Consider the following 23,121-nt stretch of genomic DNA (forward strand, 5'->3'; position numbering starts at 1 on the left):
GGACGACGCCCTGAACCTTCTCGGGAACTGCGCCGACATCTACGCCCGCTGCGACGACGCCAACCGCCGCCTATGCAACCAGGCGTTCTTCGCGAAGGTCTACGTCGAGGAGGACGACAAGCTGCGTGTCGAGAACGCGCGGCCGTTCGAGATGCTGCTGGACCCCGATGTCAACGCTGGCGCCCTGACCTGGGCTGCGAACGCCGACAAGGCCCGAACCCCGGCCCTTGATTCTTCGGGCCAAGGTTCGAGCCTTGTGCGTTGGGTGCCCCCAGTCGGACTCGAACCGACACTGGGCGGATTTTAAGTCCGCTGCCTCTGCCGATTGGGCTATAGGGGCCGAGATCGGTCAAGCGTAGCTGGAGTTGCGTCTCCGGGTCCGACTGACACCGGACTCGGAAGGTGCTTGACTGTCTTCAGGACTGTCGCAAGCGGGTAGCCCGAAGGTTGGCGGTTCACGTCGAAGATGGCGTTCACAGAGGAGTCCGGGCCTTCATGAAGACCTACCAGCAGAGATACACACTGACCCGTCGGCTGTCCGCCGGATGCGCAGCCGGGATCGCCGCGTCGTCGGTATTCGTCGCGCCGAGCTCGGCAACCCCGCACCAGGCCCCCGTACCGGTGCTGAGCCAGGTGAACGGCGCCGACCAGATCGACACGAAGTATGCCGAGTTCGGGGGGGCTTCGACTCCGTTGGGGCAGCCACGCGGTGAGGCATTCGCGATCACCGGAGGCGCCGGACGCAACTACGACGGCGGCACCATCTATTACTCGCCGGAAACCGGCGCGAAGGTCATGTACGGCGTCATCTTGGAACGGTATCGCGCGTTCGGTGGCCCGGCTGGCGAGATCGGCTTCCCGACCACCGACGAGTCCGAGTTGCCCGACAACGCAGGGCGTTACAACGACTTCGCAACTCCCGGCGGCGGCACCATGTACTGGACGCCGGCCAACGGAGCCTGGCTGGTGCGCGGTCCGATCCTCGCCGCCTACAAGCAGTTGGGCGGGTTGACCGGCCCGCTCGGCGCACCGATCGCCGATCAGACCGGCGGCCAGGGCGGACCGGTATCCCAACGCTTCAACGGCGAGAACGGAACCGCCCAGATCAGCTGGAACCCGTCGACGGGATTCACCACGATTCCGGCCGCGCTTGCCACCGAGCTGACCGACGTCAAGGTGCCCAACCCGGACCTGCCCATGCCCGAGGGCGCGGTGACCCAGCCCGACGGCTCGTCGGCCTACCCGGACGGCTCGGTGAAGCTCGCGGACGGCACGATCACACTGCCGGACGGCAATGTCGTGCTCCCGAACGGCACCCTTCGCCTGCCCGACGGCTCGGTCAACCTGCCGGACGGCGCGACGCAACTACCCGACGGTTCGATGCGGATGGCCAACGGGGTCATTCGGCTGCCCGACGGATCGTTCCAGGTTCCCGAGGGAGCGGTCCAACTACCCGACGGCATGCTCCAACTCGCCGACGGCACAATCATGTATCCGAGCGGAGCGACCAAGGCTCCCGACGGCACATTCGCGCTACCCAGGCTGGGTACCGAACTCAGCGGTCCGACCGCGACCGCCGACGACTCCGACAGCAGCACCGCGTTCCCGTGGAAATGGATCATCCCGTTGCTGATCGCGCTGGCCCTGTTGGCGCTGCTGGCGTACCTCATCTGGTGGCTGCTACGCCGACGCAAAGGCTCCCGAGACGAGAAGGACGTCCGACTGGCGCGCGCCGATCAGGCGACGCCGCCCACGGCGCGCAGCTTCCCGGAGGTCGACCTGCCGGATCGGGGCGACACACGGCGTGCCGAACCGATCACCACCGAGCACGAGTCCTTCGACTGGCGTACCGGCGCGATGGTCGCCCGCGCCGGTGCAGCCGGCCTCGGCGCAGCCGGAGTCGGCAAAGGGCTGATCGACCGTGATGCGCGGCCGCACACCGATATCGACACCCCGGACGTCGAAGTGCAGGCCCATGCACCAGACGTGGACATCCACACACCCGACGTCCGGACACCCGGCGTGGACGTCGACGCACCCGAGGTCGACCCGTCCGGCCACGACACCACCTGGAAAACCGGCGCCATCGGCGGCGCCCTCGCCGCAGGCGCAGTCGGCGCCGCCGGACTCGGCCGCAAACTCGCCCGCGACCGCATCCACGCCGAAACCCCCGACATCGAAACCCCCACACCCGACATCCACACACCTGACGTCGAGATCCCCACACCCGACATCCGGACACCCGACGCAGACATCCACGCACCCGACGTGGACATCCGGACACCCGACGTCCGGACACCCGACGTGGACATCGACGCACCCGAGGTCGACCCGCCCGGCCACGACACCACCTGGAAAACCGGCGCCATCGGCGGCGCCCTCGCCGCAGGCGCAGTCGGCGCCGCCGGACTCGGCCGCAAACTCGCCCGCGACCGCATCCACGCCGAAACCCCCGACATCCAGACACCCGACGTCGACATCCACACACCCGACATCGACCTCGACGCACCCGACATCCACACACCCGACGTCCGGACACCCGACGTCGACGTCGACACACCCGACATCGACGTCGACCCGACCGACCACGACACCACCTGGAAAACCGGCGCCATCGGCGGCGCCCTCGCCGCAGGCGCAGTCGGCGCCGCCGGACTCGGCCGCAAACTCGCCCGCGACCGCATCCACGCCGAAACCCCCGACATCCAGACACCCGACGTCGACATCCACACACCCGACATCGACCTCGACGCACCCGACATCCACACACCCGACGTCCGGACACCCGACGTCGACGTCGACACACCCGACATCGACGTCGACCCGACCGACCACGACACCACCTGGAAAACCGGCGCCATCGGCGGCGCCCTCGCCGCAGGCGCAGTCGGCGCCGCCGGACTCGGCCGCAAACTCACCGGCAACCCCGACGGCACCCGCGCCCCCGACTCCGGCCGGGACGCAACTCGCACCGTCGACAGCGACCCCTACACCGAGGTCAGCGGCTCAGTCGAAGACCACCCGGGAGCGGGGAACTCGGTAGCCGGCAAGTCGGCAACGGAAAGTTCGGTAGCAGATCGTTCGGCGGTCGAGGATCGCTCACCCGAGGTCGACATGGCGTCCCGCGAACCTGCACGAGGCGACGGTGTCGGCGGGGTCGGCTGGCGGGCCGGCGCCCTTGCGGCAGGCGGAGTCGGCGCCGCCGGACTGGGTCGCAAACTCGCTCAGGACCGGATCCGCACCGACACGGGCACCGATACCCCTGAGAGGGTCGAGGTTTCTGGTACACCTGCGCTACGCGGCGGAAACCTCGATCCCTCCCCCGGCGCTGCACCACCCCAGGCACACCTCACCGAGAGCGGGGGCAACGTGGAACGAGCCGACAGCGTGGAACGAACTGGCAGCGTGGAACGAACGGGCAGCGTTGACAGCAGAGACGGGGACAAGAGCATCGGGTGGAAGGCCGGCGCACTGGGCGCCGCCGCAGTTGTCGGGGCCGCCGTCGTCGGCAAGCGACTGACCGGCGACCGGTCACCCGACAACGATGCCGACTCGGAGCCGGATCAGCCGGAGGTGACAACGCGCACCGCATCCACGCCGGCACCGCTCACGCCGCCCGACTCGGACAAAGCTGATCTCGACGAAGCAGCTGATCTCGACGAAGAATCAGGCGGCTTGGGGATCTCGACAGTCGACGAGTCCGGGATCGTCATGGTCGTCGAGCGGCTACCGGAACGCAGCGACCGGCCGGCTTCACCCCGCCGCCCGGATCAAACCGGCGACTCCGGAGCCAAATTCTCGGTGTTCGACGAGCCGGAGAAGCCTCGGCAGCCGGCTCGGTCCAGCCGCACCGCTGAGATCCTCGACGGCGATCCGAGCCGGGAAGACGACGCCGCCGACACGAGTGCCACCGTCGACACGAGCGTCGTCGATGCGGAGCACGGCACACCCACCGACAGTGCCGTACCCACCGACAGTGCCGCACCCACCGATAGCGGCACCTCAGGGAGCGACCGGACCAGCACGAGCGGTGTCGTTGCCGCCGAGCACACCCACGGAACCGACTGGCGTGCCCGGGCGACCGAGTTACGAACCACCGCGCGGGACCGAGCCAGGGAGGCACTCGGTCGAGACGAAGGGCTCGACCACGACCGGACGGGAGGACGATCCGGACACCGCGGCGCCACCTGGCGGCAACGACTCAGCGAGGCGGCAGTGGCCGGTGCGGCAGGCGCCGAACGACTGAGCAAGCGAGTCCGGGAGCGGCTGGAACAGGACCACGACCCGACCGGACCGGAATCGGCGGGGCTGCTCCACAGCGCGACGACAAGTGCGAAGTTGCCGGCCGGCGCGCACGCCCCACTCGACGACGGCACGCAGCCGACCGGCTTCCCGATCAAGGGCAACTCCGACTCGATGCTGTACCACTTGCCGGAAACCCGGTTCTACACCTCTACGGTCGCCGAGATCTGGTTCGCCACTGCCGCCGACGCGGAAGCTGCCGGATATCAGCTACCGCAGTCTCAACGCGGCAGCGGGTACCGGCCCTAGCCGAACGGCGCGACCCGACGAATCGTCTTCGCCGCCTCCGTCTTACGGGATGGAGGCGGCGATGCCGTCGAGAATGTCGTGCTCGCTTACCAAAAGCTCGGTGATTCCGGCACGCTCGTGCAGCTCGTCGGCCAGCACGGCGGTGATGAGCGCACCGGCACCGATCACGTCGACCCGGCCGGGGTGCATCGGGCCGAGAGCCGACCGCTGTTGCCGGTTCATCCCGACCAATCGATCGGCGACCCGATGGACCTCGGGCAGCGATACCCGAGACAAATGCACCCGCGCCGGGTCGTACTCGGGCAAGTCCGCCGCAACCGCTGCAATGGTCGTGACCGTGCCGGCGACGCCGACCCAGGTACGTGCCTGCGACACCGGAACACGTTCGAACGCGGCAGCCAACCGACCGCCGACGAACTCCCGCGCGGCAGCGATCTCGGCAGCGGTCGGCGGGTCCGACGGCAGACAACGCTCGGTCACCCGAACGCACCCGACGTCGGCCGAGTACGCCGACTGCACCCCGGACGCATCGCCCAACACCAGCTCGGTCGAGCCGCCACCGAGATCCACGACCAGGAACGGACCGGCATCGGCGGGCAGCTCGCCGACCGCGCCGGCAAACGACAGCCGCGCCTCGTCGTCACCACTGATCAGTTCGGCGGTCGCGCCGGGAATCAATGCGCCGAGTTCGGCCTGGGTCATCGCGAAGAAGTCGGCCCGATTCGCCGCATCCCGGGCCGCCGAGGTCGCGACCATCCGGAGCGCCTGCACGCCGGCCTCGCGCATCGTATCCACGTAGGCGCGCAACGCCACCCGGGTCCGCTCGATCGCCTCGGGTGCGAAGGCGCCGGTCGCATCGACCCCTTGGCCCAATCGCACGATCCGCATCTCTCGGTGCAGATCGACCAGTTTTCCGTCGACCCGGTCCGCGATCAGCAGACGGATCGAGTTCGTGCCGCAGTCGATGCCGGCAATACGGCGAGTCACAGTCGGTCCTCCTCGAACTCCGGCCAGTCGGCCGGCAGTGCAGTTCCCCGTAGCGGCCCCCGCGCGGCCCGGGCGACCGCTTCGTCACCCAACGGGTTCACGCCCGGCCCCCGAGCCAAGGAATGAGCTGTCAGGACATGCAGGCATTTGACCCGGTCGGGCATCCCACCGCCGCTGAAGGTGGTCCCGAGCGGCTCGATCGCATCCCGTTCGGCCAGGTAGGACAGGTGTGCCCGACGATACGCGGCGGCCAGAGCCGGATCGATTCCGAGCCGCTCGTTCATCGACCGCATCAGACCGGACGACTCTTGCCGCCCGGCCTCAGCAGTCAGCCGTGGGTCGGTCAGGTAATACAGTGTCGGGAACGGCGTGCCGTCGGGCAACCGGGGAGCAGTCATCACCACCCCCGGCGCCCCGTCCGGACACCGGTAGGCGACCCGCAGCAGACCACGCGGGACCCGCCCGAGTTGCTCGGCGATCGCGGCCAGATCCGCCGCGGTAGGCCCGCTCACCCGGCCGGCGGCGGAGCCGGTGCGGTCGGTTGCGGCTGGGCGATCGTGCGCCACAGCTCGGTGTACCACGGTCCGGCCTTCGGCGCCGGTCCGGCACGACGGGCTTGCTCGGCCTCGTACGCACCGGGCAACTGGACCTGATACGGGACCTCCCCCGGCTGTACCAAACGCAGCCGCTGTCGCGCCTCGGCCCGGACGAAAGCCGGGTCCTCCTGTTGATCCCGTTGCGCTCGAAGCTGTTCCAGATCTTGATCGAGCTCGACCCGTTGCGCTGCCAACTGCGCCGCTTCGCTGCGCTGCGCCACATACGTCCGCAGCGGGACGGCGAGGGTCAGGGCGAGGGCACACACCACGATCGCCAACGTGATCGCCCGACCGGCGGACAACCCGAAGAACTTTCGTTCGGTCGGCGCCGCACGCCCCGCGCCGACGCGCCCGGGGCCCAAACCTCGGACCAACTCCGTCATTCGGGACGCCGGGACCGAACCCGGCCGGGAGCTTCGCTCTTCACTTTGTCTCGGTTTCGGCCGGACCCGCGCATGCGGCTCACGCGCTGCTGGGCTTCGGCGTGCTCCCCGCCTACGCCGATCATCCATCGCTCAGCCTCCAGCGACCTCGGTGACGAACCGCGGGAACGCATCCGGACCGGCGTACCGGGCGGCGTCGCCGAGCGCATCCTCGATCCGAAGCAACTGGTTGTACTTGGCCACCCGCTCGCTCCGGGCCGGCGCGCCGGTCTTGATCTGACCGCTCCCCACCGCGACCGCCAGATCGGCGATGGTGGTGTCTTCGGTCTCACCCGACCGGTGGCTCATCATCGTCTTGTAGCCGTTGCGATGCGCCAGCTCGACTGCGTCCAATGTCTCGGTCAGCGTGCCGATCTGATTCACCTTCACCAACAACGCATTTGCCGCACCCCGGACGATGCCCTCGTCGAGCCGTTCCGGATTGGTCACGAACAGATCGTCACCGACAAGCTGAACCCGGTCACCGATCTGATCGGTCAGGGCCACCCAGCCGGCCCAATCGTCCTCCGCGAGCGGATCCTCGATCGAGACCAGCGGATACTCGGCAATCAGCTCGGCGTAGAAGTCGGCCAATTCGGCCGCGCTGCGATCGGCTCCTTCGAAGGCGTACCCGGTACCCGCCGTGTAGAACTCGGTCGCGGCGACGTCGAGCGCGAGCGCCACATCGGACCCGAGCGACAATCCGGTCTTACCGACCGCGATGCCGATCAGGTCCAACGCCTGCCGCGTCCCGGCCACGTCCGGGGCGAACCCCCCCTCGTCACCCAAACCGGTCGCCAGGCCGTTCTCCTTGAGCACCGCCTTGAGTGCGTGATAGACCTCCGCACCCCAGCGCAGCGCCTCCTTGAACGTGGGCGCACCCAGCGGCGCGACCATGAACTCCTGCACGTCGACCCCGGTGTCGGCATGCGCGCCACCGTTCAGAATGTTCATCATCGGCACCGGCAAGATGTGTGCGTTCGGCCCACCGAGATAGCGGAACAGCTCCAGCCCGGACGACTCGGCGGCCGCCCGCGCAACCGCGAGCGACGCCCCGAGCAGGGCATTGGCACCCAGTCGGGACTTGTCCGGAGTTCCGTCGAGATCGAGCAGCGTCTGATCCACCGTGCGTTGCTCGATCGAGTCCAAACCGATCAGCGCCGGACCGATCTCGTCCAGCACGCCGTCGACCGCTTTCTGCACGCCTTTTCCGCCATACCGTGAGCCACCGTCACGCAGCTCCACTGCTTCGTGTTCACCGGTCGACGCGCCGGAGGGGACCGCAGCCCGGGTCACGGTACCGTCGTCGAGGGCAATCTCCACCTCGACCGTCGGATTGCCCCGCGAGTCGAGAATTTCGCGCGCCCCGACCTGCTCGATGATCGCCATGAACCAGCTCCTCCAACGACGGCAACCGACACCCGTTCTCGCCGAGCCTAACCGTCCGCGCCCGGATCGGCGTGCAGAGGCGCGCCGGACCACCCTCGCCGAGACGGCCGGCGCCGGCACGACGTAAAGTTTTCCCATGGCCGTCGCGGACAAGTCTCATCCGAATCTGGACGTCCTGCCGGAGTGGCCGACCGAGACGATAGCCGTGTTGGTCACCACCGACCCGGCGCCCCATGCGATCCCCGTCTCGTGGCCGGTGCGCGCGGGAGACAAGCGAATCTTGCTCAGCCTCAGGCATAATCGGGGTTCGCTGACCCGGTTGCGGGCCCGCCCGGAGGTCGCGTTGGTCGTGCTCGCCGGCGGCGATGTCGCCTTGTGCGCACGCGGATCGGCGCGGATCGTACGCGAAGATGTCGACGGCACCGGCGAATACGCCGCCGTGGCGATCGACGTCGACGCGATCGACGATCACCGCCAAGGCGCGTTCGCGATTATCGAAGGAATCCGGCGAACCGTCGTCGATCCGAACGAACTACACGCGCTGGAGCGTCGCGCGGCAATCCTGCGCGAACTCGCCGGTTGATCCGATTTCGGAATCAGCCGATGCCGACGCTGTAGCCGGCTGCTTTGTCCCGAACGCTCCGCAGATACGCGCCGGACCGGTTGTAGGTGAGCAAGGCCCGCTGCCAGCCCTCGGCGCTGGTCAGGTCGCCGCCGCTGACGCACAGATATCGCGCCGCGGAGAGCGCCGCGTCGTCGATGCTGTCCGGATCGGCGATGCCGTCACCGTTGGCGTCGACGCCCCAGGTTCGCCAGGTCTGCGGAATGAACTGCATCGGCCCGACCGCCCGGTCGTACTTCGAATCCCCGTCCAGCACACCGTCGTCGGTGTCGACGACGGTGGCAAGACCCGGACGACCGTCGAGCGATAGGCCACGGATGGGCGGCGAAACCTTGCCGTCGGCAGCCACCGCGGCACCGCCATGGGTACCGTGCCCGCTCTCGATCGCGCCGATCCCGGCAAGGGTGGTCCAACGAATCCCGCATTCGGGAGCCGACCGCGCGAGAACGGCGTCGGCGTAGCCGTACGCCTCCAGTGCGGTCGCCGAGATACCGAGCTCCGCGGACCGGCCGGCCGCCCACTCGGCGAGCTGATCGGCACTGCGGCCCGGCGCGTCGATATCGATCGCGGGCACCGGCACCCCCGGCCCGGGCGGCACCCCCGGTGGCACCGACACCCGTGATTGCGACGCGCAGCCCACGACGAACACCGTGACCGCCAGGCCGAGGGCGGCCGTCCCGATTGTTCCGATTCGCACATTTCCATCATCGGGGATTGGCCCTTCGTCCGGGCTTTCGCGCAGTGTACGCTCAGCTGTACATGTATAGGCTCGCCTAACTAGGTGTGCCTATCCTCGTTCTCGTGCCGGGAGGCCTGTTGCGTTCCTCGATCCGCGTCGCCGTCGCCGCTGTTGCGCTACCCCTTGCTCTTGCAGCGTGTTCCAGCAGTGACGACTCGTCCAGTTCCTCGACGTCCAGCACCGCCGGTGCGAGCACGACGACATCTTCGGCATCTTCGGCGCAGCTCGACACGGCCGCTGCCGCCTACAAGACCTACGTCACCGGACAGACCGCGCAGCTGGTGCCGGCGGTGACCGCCTTCGCCGCAGCGGTGAAGGCCGGCGATGTCGACGCCGCCAAGGCGCAGTACCCCACCTCGCGCACGTTCTACGAGTCGATCGAGCCGGTGGCGGAAACCTTCCCCGATGATCTCGACCCGCGAATCGATCTCCGCGAGGCCGATCTGGAGCCGGGCGCAAAGTGGACCGGGTTCCATCGGTTGGAGAAAGACCTCTGGGCCCAGGGCCTACAACCGGACTCGGGCGCGATCGCCGATCAACTGGTGGCTGACGTCACCGAGCTGGATCAGCGGGTGAAGGCCCCGGACTTCACGTTCGACCCGGCCAAGACCGCCGGTGGCGCGGCCGAGTTGCTCGAAGAGGTCGCCCAATCCAAGATCACCGGCGAGGAGGACATTTTCTCACACACCGATCTCTGGGACTTCCGGGCGAACGTGGACGGTTCCCGGGCCGCGGTCGCCACCGTCCGTCCGATCCTGGATGAGCGGAATGCCGAGCTGGGCAAGCAGATCGACAAGCAGTTCGGCAACGTGGACCGAGAGCTGGATCAGTATCGCTCGGGCGACGGCTGGGTGTCCTACGACACGGTGACCGAACCGCAGCGCCAAGCGCTGTCCCAGCGGCTCGACGCGTTGCTGGCTCAGGTCAGCCAGGTGCAGGGTGTCGTCGGCGGCTGACCCGGTCGACACTGGGGGTGGCCCCGGTGCAGCGTCGTCCGACGAATCGACGTCGACCACCGAACCAGCCCGCGCCGGTATTTCCCGGCGCGGGCTGTTCGGCGCCTTCGGCGCCGGCGTCGCACTGGCCGGTGCCGGTGCAGTCGCCGGCTACGCGACCGCAGGGCGTACCGACGCCGCCGACTCCGATGTCGTGCCGTTTCGCGGGCCGCATCAGAGCGGCATCGTCACCGCGGTACAAGACCGCATGCACTTCGCCGCGTTCGACGTCGTCACCGATTCCCGAAGCGCGTTGGTCGCCCTGCTGGCGGAGTGGACGATCGTCGCCGAACGGCTGACGCGGGGAGCCGAGGCCTATCCCGACGGCGCAGTCGACGGCAAGCTGCTCGCGCCACCCAGCGATACCGGCGAAGCGCTCGGCCTCCCCGCCGGCCGGCTCACCTTGACCATCGGATTCGGACCGTCGCTGTTCGGCACGGCCGCCGCCGACCGTTTCGGTATCGCCCATCGACGCCCCCGGGCGCTCGCCGACATACCCCATTTTCCCAACGACAAGCTGGACCCGGCGCGCAGCGGCGGCGACATCGCCATCCAAGCCTGCGCCGACGATCCGCAGGTCGCCGTGCACGCCGTGCGCAACCTGGCCCGGATCGGCGTCGGCACGGTGGCGGTCCGGTGGACCCAGCTGGGTTTCGGTCGTTCCTCGTCCACCTCACGAAGCCAGACGACGCCGCGGAATCTGATGGGCTTCAAGGACGGCACGAACAATCTCGACGTGACCGACGAGTCGGCCTTGACCGAGCACGTCTGGGTCGCCCCCGGCGACGATCAACCGTGGCTGGCCGGCGGGAGCTATCTGGTGGCCCGACGGATTCGGATGCTGATCGAGGGTTGGGATCGCGCCACCCTCGCCGAACAGGAGCGAGTGTTCGGCCGCACCAAGGGCAGCGGGGCGCCGATCGGCCGCCCGGCCGAATTCGACTCGGTCGACCTGGCTGCCACCGGGCCGGACGGGCCGCTGATCGACCCGAACGCGCACATCCGACTGGCGTCGCACGAGTCACTCGGCGGGATCCGAATCCTGCGCCGAGGCTACAACTTCACCGACGGAACCGACGGTTTCGGACATCTCGACGCGGGGCTGTTCTTCATCGCGTTCTGCCGCGATCCACAGCGCCAGTTCGTTCCGATGCAGCGCGCGCTGGGTCGGTCCGATGCACTCAACGAGTACATCCAACATGTGGCTTCGGCCCAGTTCGTCGTCCCGCCCGGGCTGCTCCCCGGCGAGCATTGGGGCACCCGCCTCTTCACCGACTGAGTCGGCCCGTCCACCTGCCGAATCCCGGCTTCTCCAGGTGAGAAAAACAAACTCTATGTTCAGTAACTGTCGATTTTCGAGGTTACAGTTTGGTCTCTAGCCCTATTATCCCTAGCCTCCCGGGCATAATGAACCGCCTAGCCGGGATCCCGTCGGCTATCGCTCGATTGCCGGGACCTCCTCGAGGCGAAGGGAAGCAGGATGCAGTGCCGATTGTGCGGATCTACCCAACTGTCGAGCGTCGTCGACCTGGGCGCCACGCCACCATGCGAGAGATTCCTCGCCGCGACCGATCTCGACCGACCTGAGCCGACCTTTCCACTGCACCTGCGCCTCTGCGAAAGTTGCCTGCTCCTGCAGATTCCGGCACTGATCACGCCCGCGGACACGTTCACCGACTACGCCTATTTCTCCTCGTACTCGGACAGTTGGGTGCAGCATGCACGCACCTTCGTCCGCGACGCGGTCGGCCGACTCGGCCTGACCGGCGACTCGTTCGTGGTCGAGGTAGCCAGCAACGACGGGTACCTGCTGCGACACGCGGTCGACGCCGGCGTTCCGTGCCTGGGCATCGAGCCGGCCCGGAACGTCGGTGCAGCGGCCCGAGCGCACGGAGTGCCGACCGAGACAGCCTTCCTGGACGAGGAAACCGCGGCGCGGATTCGCCGCGGGTATCGGCCGGCGAACCTGGTCGTCGCCAACAACGTCTACGCCCATGTACCGGACCTCCGTGGATTCACCAGGGCGCTACGTGCCCTGATGGCGGACGACGGCTGGCTGAGCATCGAAGTGCACCACGCGCTCAACCTGGTCATGCTGGGCCAGTTCGACACCATCTACCACGAACATTTCCAGTACTACACGCTGCAGACGATCAGCCGCGCGCTCGGCATGGCCGACTTGACCGTGGTCGACGTCGAACTGCTTTCGACGCACGGCGGTTCGCTCCGAGTGTGGGCCCGACCGACCCCGGTCGCCGACCCCCCGAGCGCGCGGATCGCCGACATCCTGCGCTTGGAGGCTGCGGCGGGTCTGCACGAGGTGACCGGATACGAATCGATGCAGCGACAGGCCGAGTCCGCTCGCGCCGATCTGCTGCGCTTCCTGCTCGATTGCCGGCGAGCCGGCAAACGCGTGGTGGGCTACGGCGCACCCGGCAAGGGCAATACCTTGCTGAACTACTGCGGGATCCGAACCGATCTGCTCGAGTACACCGTCGATCGCAACCCGTACAAACACGGTCGTTACACGCCCGGAACCCGGATCCCGATCCATGATCCGGCACGACTGGAGCAAGACCGGCCCGACCTCGTGCTCGTACTGCCATGGAATCTGGCGACCGAGCTCACCGAGCAACTGTCCTACATCGCCGACTGGGGTGGACAGCTGGTCTTTCCCCTGCCCACCCTGCACGTCGCCGAACTCCACGACACTGTCGAGCTGGTCCCGTGAAAGTCGTATTGTTCTGTGGCGGATACGGAATGCGGATGCGGTCCAGCTTCGACGACGCGATACCCAAACCGATGCAGATGGTCGGGCCGCGGCCACTGATCTGGCACGTCATGCGGTACTACGCGCACTTCGGGCACAAGGAGTTCATCCTCTGTCTGGGTTACGGCGCAGCGCACATCAAGAGCTACTTCCTGGCCTACCAGGAGTCGGCATCGAACGACTTCGTGCTCCGGCACGGTCAGGTCGAACTGCTGCACTCCGATCTCAGTGAATGGTCGATCACCTTCGTCGACACCGGCGCGGACTCCACGATCGGCGAGCGCCTACGCCGGATACGACCACACCTCATGGGCGAAGAATATTTCTTGGCGAACTACGCAGACGTGCTGACCGATGCTCCGATGGACCACGTGATCGAGCAGTTCCACCGATCCGGCGCTGCTGCATCGATGTTGATCGTGCCACCGCAATCGTCGTTCCACTGCGTCGAGATCAGCGAAGCCGGTGAGATCAAGGAGATCGTATCCGTCTCGAAGCTCCCGATCTGGGAGAACGGCGGCTATTTCGTGTTGAGCCAGGCGATATTCGACCTGCTGCCGCCGGGCGGCGACCTGGTCGAGGATGCTTGCGGCACCCTGGCCGCGCAGGGCCGGCTGTTCGGGTACAAGCATCTCGGCTTCTGGAAGCCGGCCGACACGTTCAAGGAGCGCGCCGACCTGGAGGCGAGCTACCACCGCGGAGAACGACCCTGGATGGTATGGGAGCAGGAAGCTTTCAGCTCGTGATCGACCTGCACACCGGCCGACTGCGCGAGGTCGCGGTGATCGGCGCGCATTGCGACGACATCGCGATCGGATCGGGCGCCAGCCTGCTGGCGATGTCTCGTGCTCATCCGGGGCTGCGCGTGCAGGCGCTGGTGCTCTCCGGCAGCGGCACCGAGCGGGAAGCCGAGGAGAACGCCGCACTGGCCGCATTCGCCCCGCAGGCCGATCTGCGGGTGACGGTGCTCGACCTGCCCGACGGCTACGCCCCGGCGCACTGGGCCCGGATCAAGGACGAGCTGTCCCGATTCCGGGCGCGGACCGATCCGCAGCTCGTCTACGCACCGCAACGCGGTGATGCGCACCAGGATCACCGCACCCTGGCCGAGCTGGTGCCGACGGTGTTCCGCAATCACCTGGTGCTGGGCTACGAGATTCTCAAGTGGGAGACCGATATGCCCACGCCGACACTGTTCCACCCGGTCACCGCCGAACTCGCCGTCGAGAAAGCAGGGTTGCTGCGCTCCTGCTATCCGTCGCAGGCCGACCGCGACTGGTTCGACGACGCGGCATTCCTCGGGCTGGCACGACTACGCGGCGTGCAATGTCGCCAGCCCTACGCCGAAGCATTCGTGGCCGAAAAGTTGACCGTGGGATTTCGGTAGGCAGCGGTAACCGACGACGAGCAGGAGGGGCACGAGGATGCGGGTACTTGTGACGGGGCATCGGGGCTACCTCGGGACGGTGATGGTGCCGGTGCTACAGCAGGCCGGCCATGACGTGATCGGCCTGGACAACGGCTACTTCGCCGACTGCGTACTCGGTCCGGCACCGCGTGATCCCGCCGATATCCGGACCGATCTCCGCGATATCACCGGCGACCAACTGGCCGGATTCGACGCCGTGATCCATCTGGCGGCATTGTCCAACGATCCGCTGGGCTCGCTGGATCCGCTGCTCACCTACGACATCAACCATCACGCCGCCACCCGGCTGGCCCGGCTGGCCCGAGACGCGGGCGTGGCCCGGTTCTTGTATGCGTCGACCTGCTCGGTGTACGGCGCCGCCGGGGACGGACTGGTCACCGAGGACGCTCCGCTACGCCCGTTGACCCCGTACGCGGAGAGCAAGGTCCGCGTCGAGGACGACGTCGCCGAACTCGCCGACGCCGACTTCACTCCGGTATTTCTGCGCAACGCAACAGCATTCGGCTTCTCCCCACGGCTACGCGCGGACATCGTGCTGAACAACCTGGTCGGGCACGCCGTCCTGACCGGGGATGTCCGGGTACTCTCCGACGGGACACCGTGGCGCCCACTGGTTCATGCCCGCGACATCGCGGCTGCGTTCTCGACGTGTCTGACGGCGCCGGCCGACGTGGTCACCGCGCGCGCGTACAACGTAGGCACCGAAGCAAACAACCTTACCGTTGCCGAGATCGCCGGCGCGGTGGTCGATGCGGTATCCGGGTCTCGACTGGTGATCACCGGCGAAAACGGGCCGGACCCGCGTTCCTACCGGGTCGACTTCGCCCGCGCCCGTAACGAACTCGGCTTCGTTGCGGACTGGTCGATTCCGGCCGGCGCGACCGAGCTGCACCAGGCGTACACCGCATACGGACTCACCGACAGCGACTTCGCCCAGCGGTTCACTCGGCTCCCGCAGCTACAGCGACTCCGCGACGCGGGCCTGGTCGATGCTCGGCTGCGGGTGGCCCGGGCCCAGATCCCCGCGATCCCATGATCGGGTGCCGCGGCTGCGGAGCACCGCGGACCGACCGGGTGTTGGACCTCGGATCGATCCCCGCCGCCGACAACTTCCCGCCCGCCGACAGTGCCGTCGGCGTAACGGACCGGGCGTATCCGCTGGCGATGCAGCTTTGCCCCGCTTGTGGATTGGCCCAACTGGCCGCCGACGAGACGATTGCCGACGAACCACGCGGAATCGAACCGCAGGCACTGCGCGACCAAGCCGTCGCCGCGGTCACCGCGGTCGGCCGAGCCGGCCGGCTGTCCGGGACCACGGTGCGCGAGTTCGGCAGTCCGCACGGCGGTACCTGGCTGCCCCTGCTGACCGATCTCGGGTATCGACCGACCGGCGGCGTGGCGGATGTGGTCGTGGATTGCTTCGGCAGCATGCACGACGCCGACCAGCGAGCCGCCTTCGTCGCCCGGGCGGCCGGCACCGCACCGGACGGCCTGCTGCTGATGCAGTACCACTCGCTGGCCACGATCGTCCGTGAGGGACAGTGGAATTCCTTGCGCCACGGGCACTTCGCATACTATTCGAGCACCGCGCTGATCCGGCTGCTGGGCGCGGTGGGGATGAGCGCGCGCACCGCGTGGGAATTCGATCTCTACGGCGGCACCGTACTGATCGCAGCACAACACGGGCAACACCCCCCGGATGCACAGCTGCGCCGGCTACTGGCTGCGGAGCGGGCATTCGGCATCACCGACCCGGCCGTGGTCGGCCGACTGCAGCAGGCGACCGACCGGCATGTCGACTGGTTACGCACCTGGCTGCGCGCCGGAGCCGCGGCCGGCCGGCGCAGTTACGCCTACGGCGCCGCCTCCCGTGCCGTCGCACCACTCGCCCTGGCCGGGGCCGACCGCACACAACTGATCGCCGTCGCCGACGCATCGCCGGCGAAGCACGGTCGACGAATGCCCGGCACCGACATCCCGATCATCTCGCCGGACGAGCTGCTGGCCGCCGCACCGGACCGGGTGCTGCTGACCTTGCCGGATCTCTTTCCGGAGGTAGCACAACGTTTTCCGGAACTGCGCGGCCGCTGGCAGGTCGACCCCGGGCCGGCCGGAGCCGGTCACCTGGCGCGCACGGCGGCTCCGGGATGACCGCCCCCGCCCAACCACGCGACCAGATCGGCCCAGCTACCGGCCGCCCGGTCCCGCGCCGAGATCACGGTCACCGGTTCCGGCCAACCGATCCCGAGATCCCGATCGTCGTAGGCGACTGCGATGTCCTCGACCGGATCGTGCGGTCGGTCGATCCGGTAACACACGTCGGCGACCGCGGTCAGCGCTTGAAATCCATGCAGATATCCGGGCGGGACGTAGAGGGTGCGGAACCCGTCGTCGTCGAGGAGGAATGCCTGGTGCCGGCCGAAGGTGGGCGAGCCCGGCCGGATATCGACCAGCACGTCGTATACCGCGCCACGCGCACATCGAACCAACTTCGCTTCACCCCGACCGGCCCGTCCGTGCATTCCCCGCACCACCCCGCGCACCGAGCGCGACTGCGAATCCTGGACGAACGCCGCAGCGGCCCCCGGTCGGCCCAGATGGGCATCGAACGCCGTCGCGTCGAACGTCCGGGTGAACAGCCCCCGATCATCTCGAAAAGGTTGCGGAACAAGAACGATGACGTCGGCGAGCTCGGTGTGCTCGATCTGCATCGAGTCATGCTCGCACACCCGGTCGAACGCCCCCGCGGCACCGTCGCGATGTCGGCATGACGACGCCGGGCCGCTCGTTCGCCAACTCCGACCGCCTGCGGCAGCGACTGCACAACCTGATCCCGGGTGGGGCGCACACCTACGCACGGGGCGACGACCAGTACCCCGAGTTCCACGCTCCGGTGCTGAAGCGTGGTGCCGGAGCACGGGTATGGGATGTCGACGGCAACGAGTTCATCGAGTACGGCATCGGCCTCCGGTCGGTGACCCTGGGCCACGGATACCGCCCGGTCCTCGACGCCGTCGCCACCGCGATCGCCGACGGACTCTCCTTCACCCGTCCGACCGAGCTGGAACTTGCTGCGGCAGAAGACTTTCTCCGGCTGGTGCCGACCGCCGAGATGGTCAAGTTCGCCAAGAACGGCTCGGACGCGACGACCGCGGCGGTACGGCTGGCCCGCGCGGTGACCGGATGCGAGCTGGTCGCGATCTGCGAGCAGCCGTTCTTCTCCACCGACGACTGGTTCATCGGCACCACCGCGATGTCCGCGGGTGTGCCGCCCAGCACCCGAACGGCGACACTGCAGTTCCGCTACAACGACGCCGATTCGCTGGCGGCAGTGCTCGCCGCGCACCCCGGTCAGGTTGCCTGCGTGCTGCTGGAGGCCGCCACCGCCACAGCCGAACCCGAACCCGGCTTCCTCGAGTCGGTGCGGGCGTTGTGCGATCGGTACGGTGCGCTGCTCGTGTTCGACGAGATCATCACCGGATTCCGCTGGTCCGAGCACGGGGCGCAGGCCGTGTATCGAGTAGCCCCCGATCTGTCGTGCTGGGGTAAGGCGATGGGCAACGGATTTCCGATTTCGGCACTGGCCGGCAAGCGCACGTTCATGGACCTGGGCGGCTTGAATACCGATTCCGACCGGGTATTTCTCTTGTCCACCACACACGGCCCGGAGGCGGCGGGACTCGCTGCGTTCCGCGCAGTGGTACACGCGTACGACGTCGGTGACCCGATCGGACGCATGGAGACGGCCGGCCGGCGACTGGCCGCCGCGGTGAATGCGGCGGCAGCCGCCGCCGGGCTCGCCGACTACGTACAGGTGATCGGCCGGCCGGCGTGCCTGGTCTTCGTCACCCGCAACGCCGACGGTGTACCCGACCAGGCCTTTCGCACACTGTTACTGCAGGGCCTGCTCTCCCACGGCGTGCTCGGCCAGTCGTTTGTGCTGTCCGCCGCACACACCGATGCAGATATTGCCGCCACCGTCGTCGCGGCCACCGCCGCGTTGCAGCCCTACCGGGCGGCGATCGACGCCGGCTCGGTAACCGGGCTGCTGCGCGGCCGACCGGTCGCTCCGGCGGTGCGCCGCACAGCAGCGCCCCGGCGCCTGATCCGAGACCCGACACCATGATTCGGGGAGCTACTCGGCCGTAGCAGCCGTCCCGGTCCACCGGTCGACGGTCAGCGCCCACAGCAGACAATCCCGCCGTCGGCCGGCCGCCGCCAGGTAACTCGTCATCGTGCCCTCGCAGACGAAGTCGAGACGGCGAATGAGCCGAAGCATCGGCTCGTTCGCCGGATCGATCGGCGCGACGATCCGGCTCAGCCCGAGTTCGGCGAAAGCGAAATCCACCATGGCACCGATCGCCGTGGTCGCGACGCCCCGCCGGCCCCACTGTTCGCTCAGCCAACCACCGATCTCGCCTCGACCGTCGGCGGCCTCGACCCAGAGGCTGCACTGGCCGACCAGCGTGCCGTCGATATCGACCACCCACTCGTAGGCCGTTCCGGTTCGTGCCCGAGACCAGGCATCCAGACAGTGCCGCGCCCACACCCGGTCGCTGTGCCGGCGCGCCCAGTCACCTCCGTCGGACACCCAGAAACTTTCGATCCGTGCCTGATCGCGCAGTCGGATCCGCCGCCAGTCCGGGCCGTCGGCGAACCGGGGCATCCGCAAGGTGACCACGATCCCGTCCGGCCCGGTCCGATTCGGGACTGCCCGATTCAGGACTATGCGATCGGATCGGTGCCGTAGGTCGCCGACGGTCCGTCTGATCGGCCGGGTGTAGTAGGCCGCCATCGCCACCGTCGTGGCGGCCAGCCGCTGTGCCCGTCGCGCGCGTCCGGGGCTTTCGATCACGTCGTCCGCCGACATCGCCTCTCCTCACGCCATTCGTCGCAAGGTCGCTGCGACATGAGGCCCCGAATATCGATGGTGCCACAGATCGGTCACCGAACTGTGAAAGCGAGTCACCGGGCGGCCGGGTAATCCGCACTGAAGTATCGTTCTGCCGTGACCGCAATCAGATCCAGCACGCCGTCCCGAGTGCTCGTCACCGGCGGCGCCGGATTCATCGGCGCCAACTTCGTCCACCAACTGGTAACCGATCGTCCCGACACGACGGTGACGGTTCTCGACGCACTCACCTATGCCGGAAACAGTGCCTCGTTGACCCCGATCGCCGATCGTATCCGGTTCGTCCACGGCGATATCGCCGATGCGGAATTGGTGGACGATCTGGTCCGCACAGCCGATGCGGTGGTGCATTTCGCCGCCGAGTCACACAACGACAATTCGCTGGCCGACCCGTGGCCGTTCGTCCAGACCAACATCGTCGGCACGTACACCTTGCTGGAGGCGGTGCGTCGGCACGACGTTCGCTATCACCACGTATCGACCGACGAAGTCTACGGCGACCTCGAGCTGGACGATCCGCAGCGATTCACCGAACACACCCCGTACAACCCGTCCAGCCCCTACTCGTCCAGTAAGGCCGGCAGCGACCTGCTGGTGCGCGCCTGGGTCCGATCGTTCGGCGTACGCGCGACAATCTCCAACTGCTCCAACAACTACGGCCCGTATCAACACGTGGAGAAGTTCATTCCGCGGCAGATCACCAACGTGATCGACGGAGTGCGACCGCGGCTCTACGGCGAGGGTCGCAACGTCCGCGACTGGATCCATGTCGACGATCACAACCGTGCGGTACGCACCATCGTCGAGCAGGGCCGGATCGGCCAGACCTATCTGATCGGCGCAGACGGGGAGTTGGACAACCGCACCGTGGTCGGATACATCCTGGAGGCATTCGGCCGGGACGCCGACGACTTCGACCACGTCACCGATCGTCCCGGGCACGACCTGCGATATGCGATCGATCCGACCCTGCTCCGGGAGGAACTCGGCTGGCAGCCGCAATATCGCGACTTCCGCGACGGGTTGGCACAGACGGTGCAGTGGTACCGCGACAACGAATCATGGTGGCGGCCCAGCAAAGCCGCTACCGAACGGGCGTACACCGCACAGGGCGAACGAGTTCGCTGAGCCGGACGGCCGCGACCGGGCAACACCTCAGTGGAGCGCGAATGCCTCCGCCAAGCCCGGCGCGGCCGCATCTTTCGCCGAACGTAGAAATTCCAGCGGCCGGCCGTCCCGGCCCACGGTCGGCCAATCGATGCCGATCTCCGGGTCGAATGCATCCAGGTCCCGGTCGAGTTCCGGGGTGTACTCCAGCGAGCACAGGTACATGATCGTCGAACCGTCTTCCAACGACAGCACGGCGTGCCCGAGGCCGGAGCTCAGGTACACGGCGCGGCGGTCGACGTCGTCCAACAGCACGCTGTCCCACCGCCCGAAGGTCGGCGAGCCGGGCCGTAGGTCGACCACGACGTCGAGGAACGCTCCGCGCACACAGGTCACGTACTTGGCCTGGCCGGGTGGATCCTCGGTGTAGTGGATGCCACGGAGCACGCCGGCCGCCGACACCGAGCAGTTCGCCTGCAGCAACTCGAGCGGGGCACCGACCGCAGCGTCGAATTCGGACGCCTTGAACCACTCGAAGAACCGGCCGCGATCGTCGCCGAACTGCTGCGGAGTGAACTCCCATGCCCCCGCGAGCGCGAGCGGCCGTACCTGCACTGTCACTATTTGCCTTCCCTGGTAAGGAGATTCAACAAGTACGTGCCGTAGCCGGACTTCACCAACTCCTCTGCCCGAGCGCGTAGCTCGTCGTCGCCGATGAAGCCTCGACGCCAGGCCACCTCCTCGGGCACCCCGATCCGCAGGCCTTGGCGCTGTTCGATGGTCCGGACGTACGTCCCGGCATCGAGCAGCGAATCGACGGTTCCGGTATCCAACCAGGCGGTACCGCGGGGCAGCACCTCGACCTGCAGCCGCCCCTGCTCCAGGTAGGTGCGATTCACGTCGGTGATCTCCAGTTCACCCCGATCGGACGGCTTCAGGTCGGCGGCGATCTCGAGCACGTCGTTGTCGTAGAAGTACAGGCCGGGCACGGCATAGTTGGACACCGGTTCAGCCGGCTTCTCGACCAGCGACACCGGCCGGCCGGCCGGGTCGATCTCGACCACACCGTACCGTTCCGGGTCCGATACCCAGTAGGCGAAAACCGCACCGCCATCGATGTCTTCGAACCTTTTCAGCTGCGTCCCCAAGCGCGGGCCGTAGAAGATGTTGTCGCCCAGGATCAATGCCACCGACTCGGTGCCCACGTGGTCGCGGCCGAGCAGAAACGCACTGGCCAGGCCGTCCGCGACCGGCTGCACGGTGTAGCTGATCGAGACACCGAAACGACTGCCGTCGCCGAGCAACCGGGAAAACGACGGGCCGTCCGCAGGAGTGGTGATGATCAGGATGTCTCGGATACCGGCCAGGATCAGAGTGGACAGCGGATAGTAGATCATCGGCTTGTCGTACACCGGCACGAGCTGCTTGCTGACCCCGTAGGTGATCGGGTGCAGCCGCGACCCCGTGCCGGCAGCCAGGATGATGCCCCGCATGACCTGCTCTCCTGTCGTTGGTGAAAGGGCTTCGGTGAAAGAGCGTTTCAGCTACGGCGGCCGAACAGCCGGTTACCGGGATATTCGGCGATCACGCCGTCGAGCACGCGGCCCAACACCGGCCCGGCGACGTCGACCGCGAATCGGCGCTGAAACTCCTTCTCCGCGATGGCGCCGCGGCGGGCCGCTTCCTCCGGGTCGGCCAACTCGTCGAATACCCGCGTCAGCGCGTCGACGTCGTCGACCGGCAGCGCCGGCTCACCGGCCGGCTGGAACTCGGGCAACGCACCCTGATCGGACACGATCGGCGCCACACCCAGCTGCATGGCGAGCACCTGCACCCCGCTCTGGGTGGCAACCCGGTAATGCACCAGCGAACCCTTCGCCGCGCTCATCGGCGCGATGACGTCGTCGTAGGAGTACTTACCCTTGATCCACCGGACATGTTCACCCGGCTCGATCGGCATCGTGCCGTCCCCGATCAGCACCAGGTCGTCGCCCTGCCACCCGGGACCGGAGACATGCCGTTGCCACGCACGGAATATGACATCGAGGTTCTTGTATTCGTTGAGTCGGCCCACCAGGACGAAATCGTGCCGATCCGCAGCCGGCACGAACGGGGGTACCCGATGTGGATCGAGATCGCTGGTGAGCGGCACCACCGCATCCGCCCCGACCGCGTCGGCCACATACGAACTGAACGACACGGTCCGCTTCGCCCGCGCATTCCAGGTGTCGAAAACCGCACGGTCCCACAACGGCCGCTCTTCCGACGCATCGTGCGGCCGGTCGTCGTGCACCAGGTTGACCCGGGGCGCGAGCCCGGCAAACGCGATCCACCGAGGATCGAGCACGATCTCGGTGATCACCACGTCCGGGTGGAACTTCCGAGCCCGGCGCAGCGCCGCGAAATAGGGACGCCAGGTCTCCAGATGGTGTGGACGCGGGTTGAGCACCCACTCGTAGTCGCGCGCCGCGTCCGACTCCGGATGGTTGTTCGAGGTGACCAGCACGACATCGAAATCGAGCGCGCGCAACGACTCCACGTAGACCCGGGCCAGCGGTCGCATCCAGGGCGACAGCCAGAGCACTCGTCCACGAGACATTGA

The 23,121-nt window shown here is 67.7% G+C and carries 21 protein-coding genes and 1 tRNA gene; 11 read left to right on the forward strand and 11 right to left on the reverse strand.

The window, feature by feature from the left end:
* Positions 1 to 266: 266 nt before the first annotated feature.
* Positions 267 to 340, reverse strand: a tRNA-Leu gene (locus KV203_RS14285).
* A 155-nt stretch (positions 341 to 495) separates the two neighbouring features.
* Here KV203_RS14285 and KV203_RS14290 point away from each other — a divergent pair.
* Positions 496 to 4,551 (forward strand): sunset domain-containing protein, encoded by a 4,056-nt coding sequence (locus tag KV203_RS14290; RefSeq protein WP_218820993.1) that lies wholly within the window; start codon positions 496 to 498, stop codon positions 4,549 to 4,551.
* A 42-nt stretch (positions 4,552 to 4,593) separates the two neighbouring features.
* Here KV203_RS14290 and KV203_RS14295 read toward each other — a convergent pair whose 3' ends face one another.
* From KV203_RS14295 to eno, 4 genes are all read right to left on the reverse strand, one after another.
* A complete protein-coding gene (locus KV203_RS14295; protein WP_066471005.1) occupies positions 4,594 to 5,538 on the reverse strand; it encodes a Ppx/GppA phosphatase family protein in 945 nt (314 codons plus the stop codon).
* Positions 5,535 to 6,050 (reverse strand): DUF501 domain-containing protein, encoded by a 516-nt coding sequence (locus KV203_RS14300; protein ID WP_066471412.1) that lies wholly within the window; start codon positions 6,048 to 6,050, stop codon positions 5,535 to 5,537. The genes KV203_RS14295 and KV203_RS14300 overlap by 4 nt, the downstream gene beginning before the upstream one ends.
* A complete protein-coding gene (locus tag KV203_RS14305; RefSeq protein ID WP_246600161.1) occupies positions 6,047 to 6,517 on the reverse strand; it encodes an FtsB family cell division protein in 471 nt (156 codons plus the stop codon). Before KV203_RS14305 ends, KV203_RS14300 begins: the two co-directional genes overlap by 4 nt.
* A gap of 132 nt (positions 6,518 to 6,649) precedes the next feature.
* Entirely contained in the window at positions 6,650 to 7,945 is a 1,296-nt protein-coding gene (gene eno, locus KV203_RS14310; RefSeq protein WP_066471008.1) for a phosphopyruvate hydratase, read from the reverse strand.
* A gap of 136 nt (positions 7,946 to 8,081) precedes the next feature.
* On the opposite strand from eno, the gene KV203_RS14315 reads away from it, so the two are divergent.
* Entirely contained in the window at positions 8,082 to 8,528 is a 447-nt protein-coding gene (locus KV203_RS14315; protein WP_066471011.1) for a hypothetical protein, read from the forward strand.
* Between the two features lie 13 nt (positions 8,529 to 8,541).
* Here KV203_RS14315 and KV203_RS14320 read toward each other — a convergent pair whose 3' ends face one another.
* The gene (locus KV203_RS14320; protein ID WP_373279231.1) at positions 8,542 to 9,258 is read right to left on the reverse strand and encodes a lytic transglycosylase domain-containing protein; all 717 of its coding nucleotides are present in this window, start codon (positions 9,256 to 9,258) and stop codon (positions 8,542 to 8,544) included.
* 110 nt (positions 9,259 to 9,368) lie between these two features.
* On the opposite strand from KV203_RS14320, the gene efeO reads away from it, so the two are divergent.
* The 7 genes from efeO to KV203_RS14355 all read left to right on the forward strand — a co-directional run bounded on the left by efeO (position 9,369) and on the right by KV203_RS14355 (position 16,651).
* A complete protein-coding gene (gene efeO, locus KV203_RS14325) occupies positions 9,369 to 10,262 on the forward strand; it encodes an iron uptake system protein EfeO (protein ID WP_246600163.1) in 894 nt (297 codons plus the stop codon).
* A gap of 79 nt (positions 10,263 to 10,341) precedes the next feature.
* Positions 10,342 to 11,580, forward strand: coding sequence for an iron uptake transporter deferrochelatase/peroxidase subunit (gene efeB, locus KV203_RS14330; RefSeq protein WP_246600960.1), 1,239 nt, complete (start codon positions 10,342 to 10,344; stop codon positions 11,578 to 11,580).
* Positions 11,581 to 11,781: 201 nt separating this feature from the next.
* Positions 11,782 to 13,032, forward strand: a complete 1,251-nt coding sequence (locus KV203_RS14335; protein WP_066471016.1) for a class I SAM-dependent methyltransferase — start codon at positions 11,782 to 11,784, stop codon at positions 13,030 to 13,032.
* A complete protein-coding gene (locus KV203_RS14340; RefSeq protein ID WP_066471019.1) occupies positions 13,029 to 13,817 on the forward strand; it encodes a glycosyltransferase family protein in 789 nt (262 codons plus the stop codon). Before KV203_RS14335 ends, KV203_RS14340 begins: the two co-directional genes overlap by 4 nt.
* Positions 13,814 to 14,458, forward strand: coding sequence for a PIG-L deacetylase family protein (locus KV203_RS14345; protein WP_066471020.1), 645 nt, complete (start codon positions 13,814 to 13,816; stop codon positions 14,456 to 14,458). The genes KV203_RS14340 and KV203_RS14345 overlap by 4 nt, the downstream gene beginning before the upstream one ends.
* Before the next feature lie 37 nt (positions 14,459 to 14,495).
* Entirely contained in the window at positions 14,496 to 15,536 is a 1,041-nt protein-coding gene (locus KV203_RS14350; protein WP_066471022.1) for an NAD-dependent epimerase/dehydratase family protein, read from the forward strand.
* Entirely contained in the window at positions 15,533 to 16,651 is a 1,119-nt protein-coding gene (locus tag KV203_RS14355) for a class I SAM-dependent methyltransferase (protein WP_066471025.1), read from the forward strand. Before KV203_RS14350 ends, KV203_RS14355 begins: the two co-directional genes overlap by 4 nt.
* Here the strand turns inward: KV203_RS14355 and rfbC are convergent.
* On the reverse strand, positions 16,621 to 17,211 hold the full coding sequence (rfbC, locus tag KV203_RS14360) for a dTDP-4-dehydrorhamnose 3,5-epimerase (RefSeq protein ID WP_066471027.1): 591 nt from the start codon (positions 17,209 to 17,211) through the stop codon (positions 16,621 to 16,623). The two genes, KV203_RS14355 and rfbC, sit on opposite strands and share 31 nt — an antisense overlap.
* Positions 17,212 to 17,267: 56 nt before the next feature.
* Between rfbC and KV203_RS14365 the strand changes: the two genes are divergently transcribed.
* The gene (locus tag KV203_RS14365) at positions 17,268 to 18,626 is read left to right on the forward strand and encodes a glutamate-1-semialdehyde 2,1-aminomutase (protein WP_066471029.1); all 1,359 of its coding nucleotides are present in this window, start codon (positions 17,268 to 17,270) and stop codon (positions 18,624 to 18,626) included.
* 9 nt (positions 18,627 to 18,635) lie between these two features.
* On the opposite strand, the gene KV203_RS14370 is transcribed toward KV203_RS14365, so the two are convergent.
* A complete protein-coding gene (locus KV203_RS14370; protein ID WP_066471032.1) occupies positions 18,636 to 19,370 on the reverse strand; it encodes a GNAT family N-acetyltransferase in 735 nt (244 codons plus the stop codon).
* Positions 19,371 to 19,508: 138 nt separating this feature from the next.
* Between KV203_RS14370 and rfbB the strand changes: the two genes are divergently transcribed.
* Complete coding sequence (gene rfbB, locus KV203_RS14375; RefSeq protein WP_246600165.1) at positions 19,509 to 20,540, forward strand: dTDP-glucose 4,6-dehydratase; 1,032 nt, start codon at positions 19,509 to 19,511, stop codon at positions 20,538 to 20,540.
* Between the two features lie 27 nt (positions 20,541 to 20,567).
* Here the strand turns inward: rfbB and KV203_RS14380 are convergent, their stop codons facing one another.
* The 3 genes from KV203_RS14380 to KV203_RS14390 are packed head-to-tail and all read right to left on the reverse strand — an operon-like array spanning position 20,568 to position 23,118.
* Positions 20,568 to 21,134: a dTDP-4-dehydrorhamnose 3,5-epimerase family protein gene (locus KV203_RS14380; protein WP_066471419.1), complete on the reverse strand. Its 567-nt coding sequence runs from the start codon at positions 21,132 to 21,134 to the stop codon at positions 20,568 to 20,570.
* Positions 21,135 to 21,139: 5 nt separating this feature from the next.
* Positions 21,140 to 22,012, reverse strand: a complete 873-nt coding sequence (gene rfbA / locus KV203_RS14385) for a glucose-1-phosphate thymidylyltransferase RfbA (protein WP_066471034.1) — start codon at positions 22,010 to 22,012, stop codon at positions 21,140 to 21,142.
* Between the two features lie 47 nt (positions 22,013 to 22,059).
* Positions 22,060 to 23,118: a glycosyltransferase family 4 protein gene (locus KV203_RS14390; RefSeq protein WP_066471036.1), complete on the reverse strand. Its 1,059-nt coding sequence runs from the start codon at positions 23,116 to 23,118 to the stop codon at positions 22,060 to 22,062.
* Between the last annotated feature and the right edge of the window lie 3 nt (positions 23,119 to 23,121).

Origin of the sequence: Skermania piniformis, from assembly GCF_019285775.1 — a bacterium.
GTDB lineage: Bacteria > Actinomycetota > Actinomycetes > Mycobacteriales > Mycobacteriaceae > Skermania > Skermania pinensis.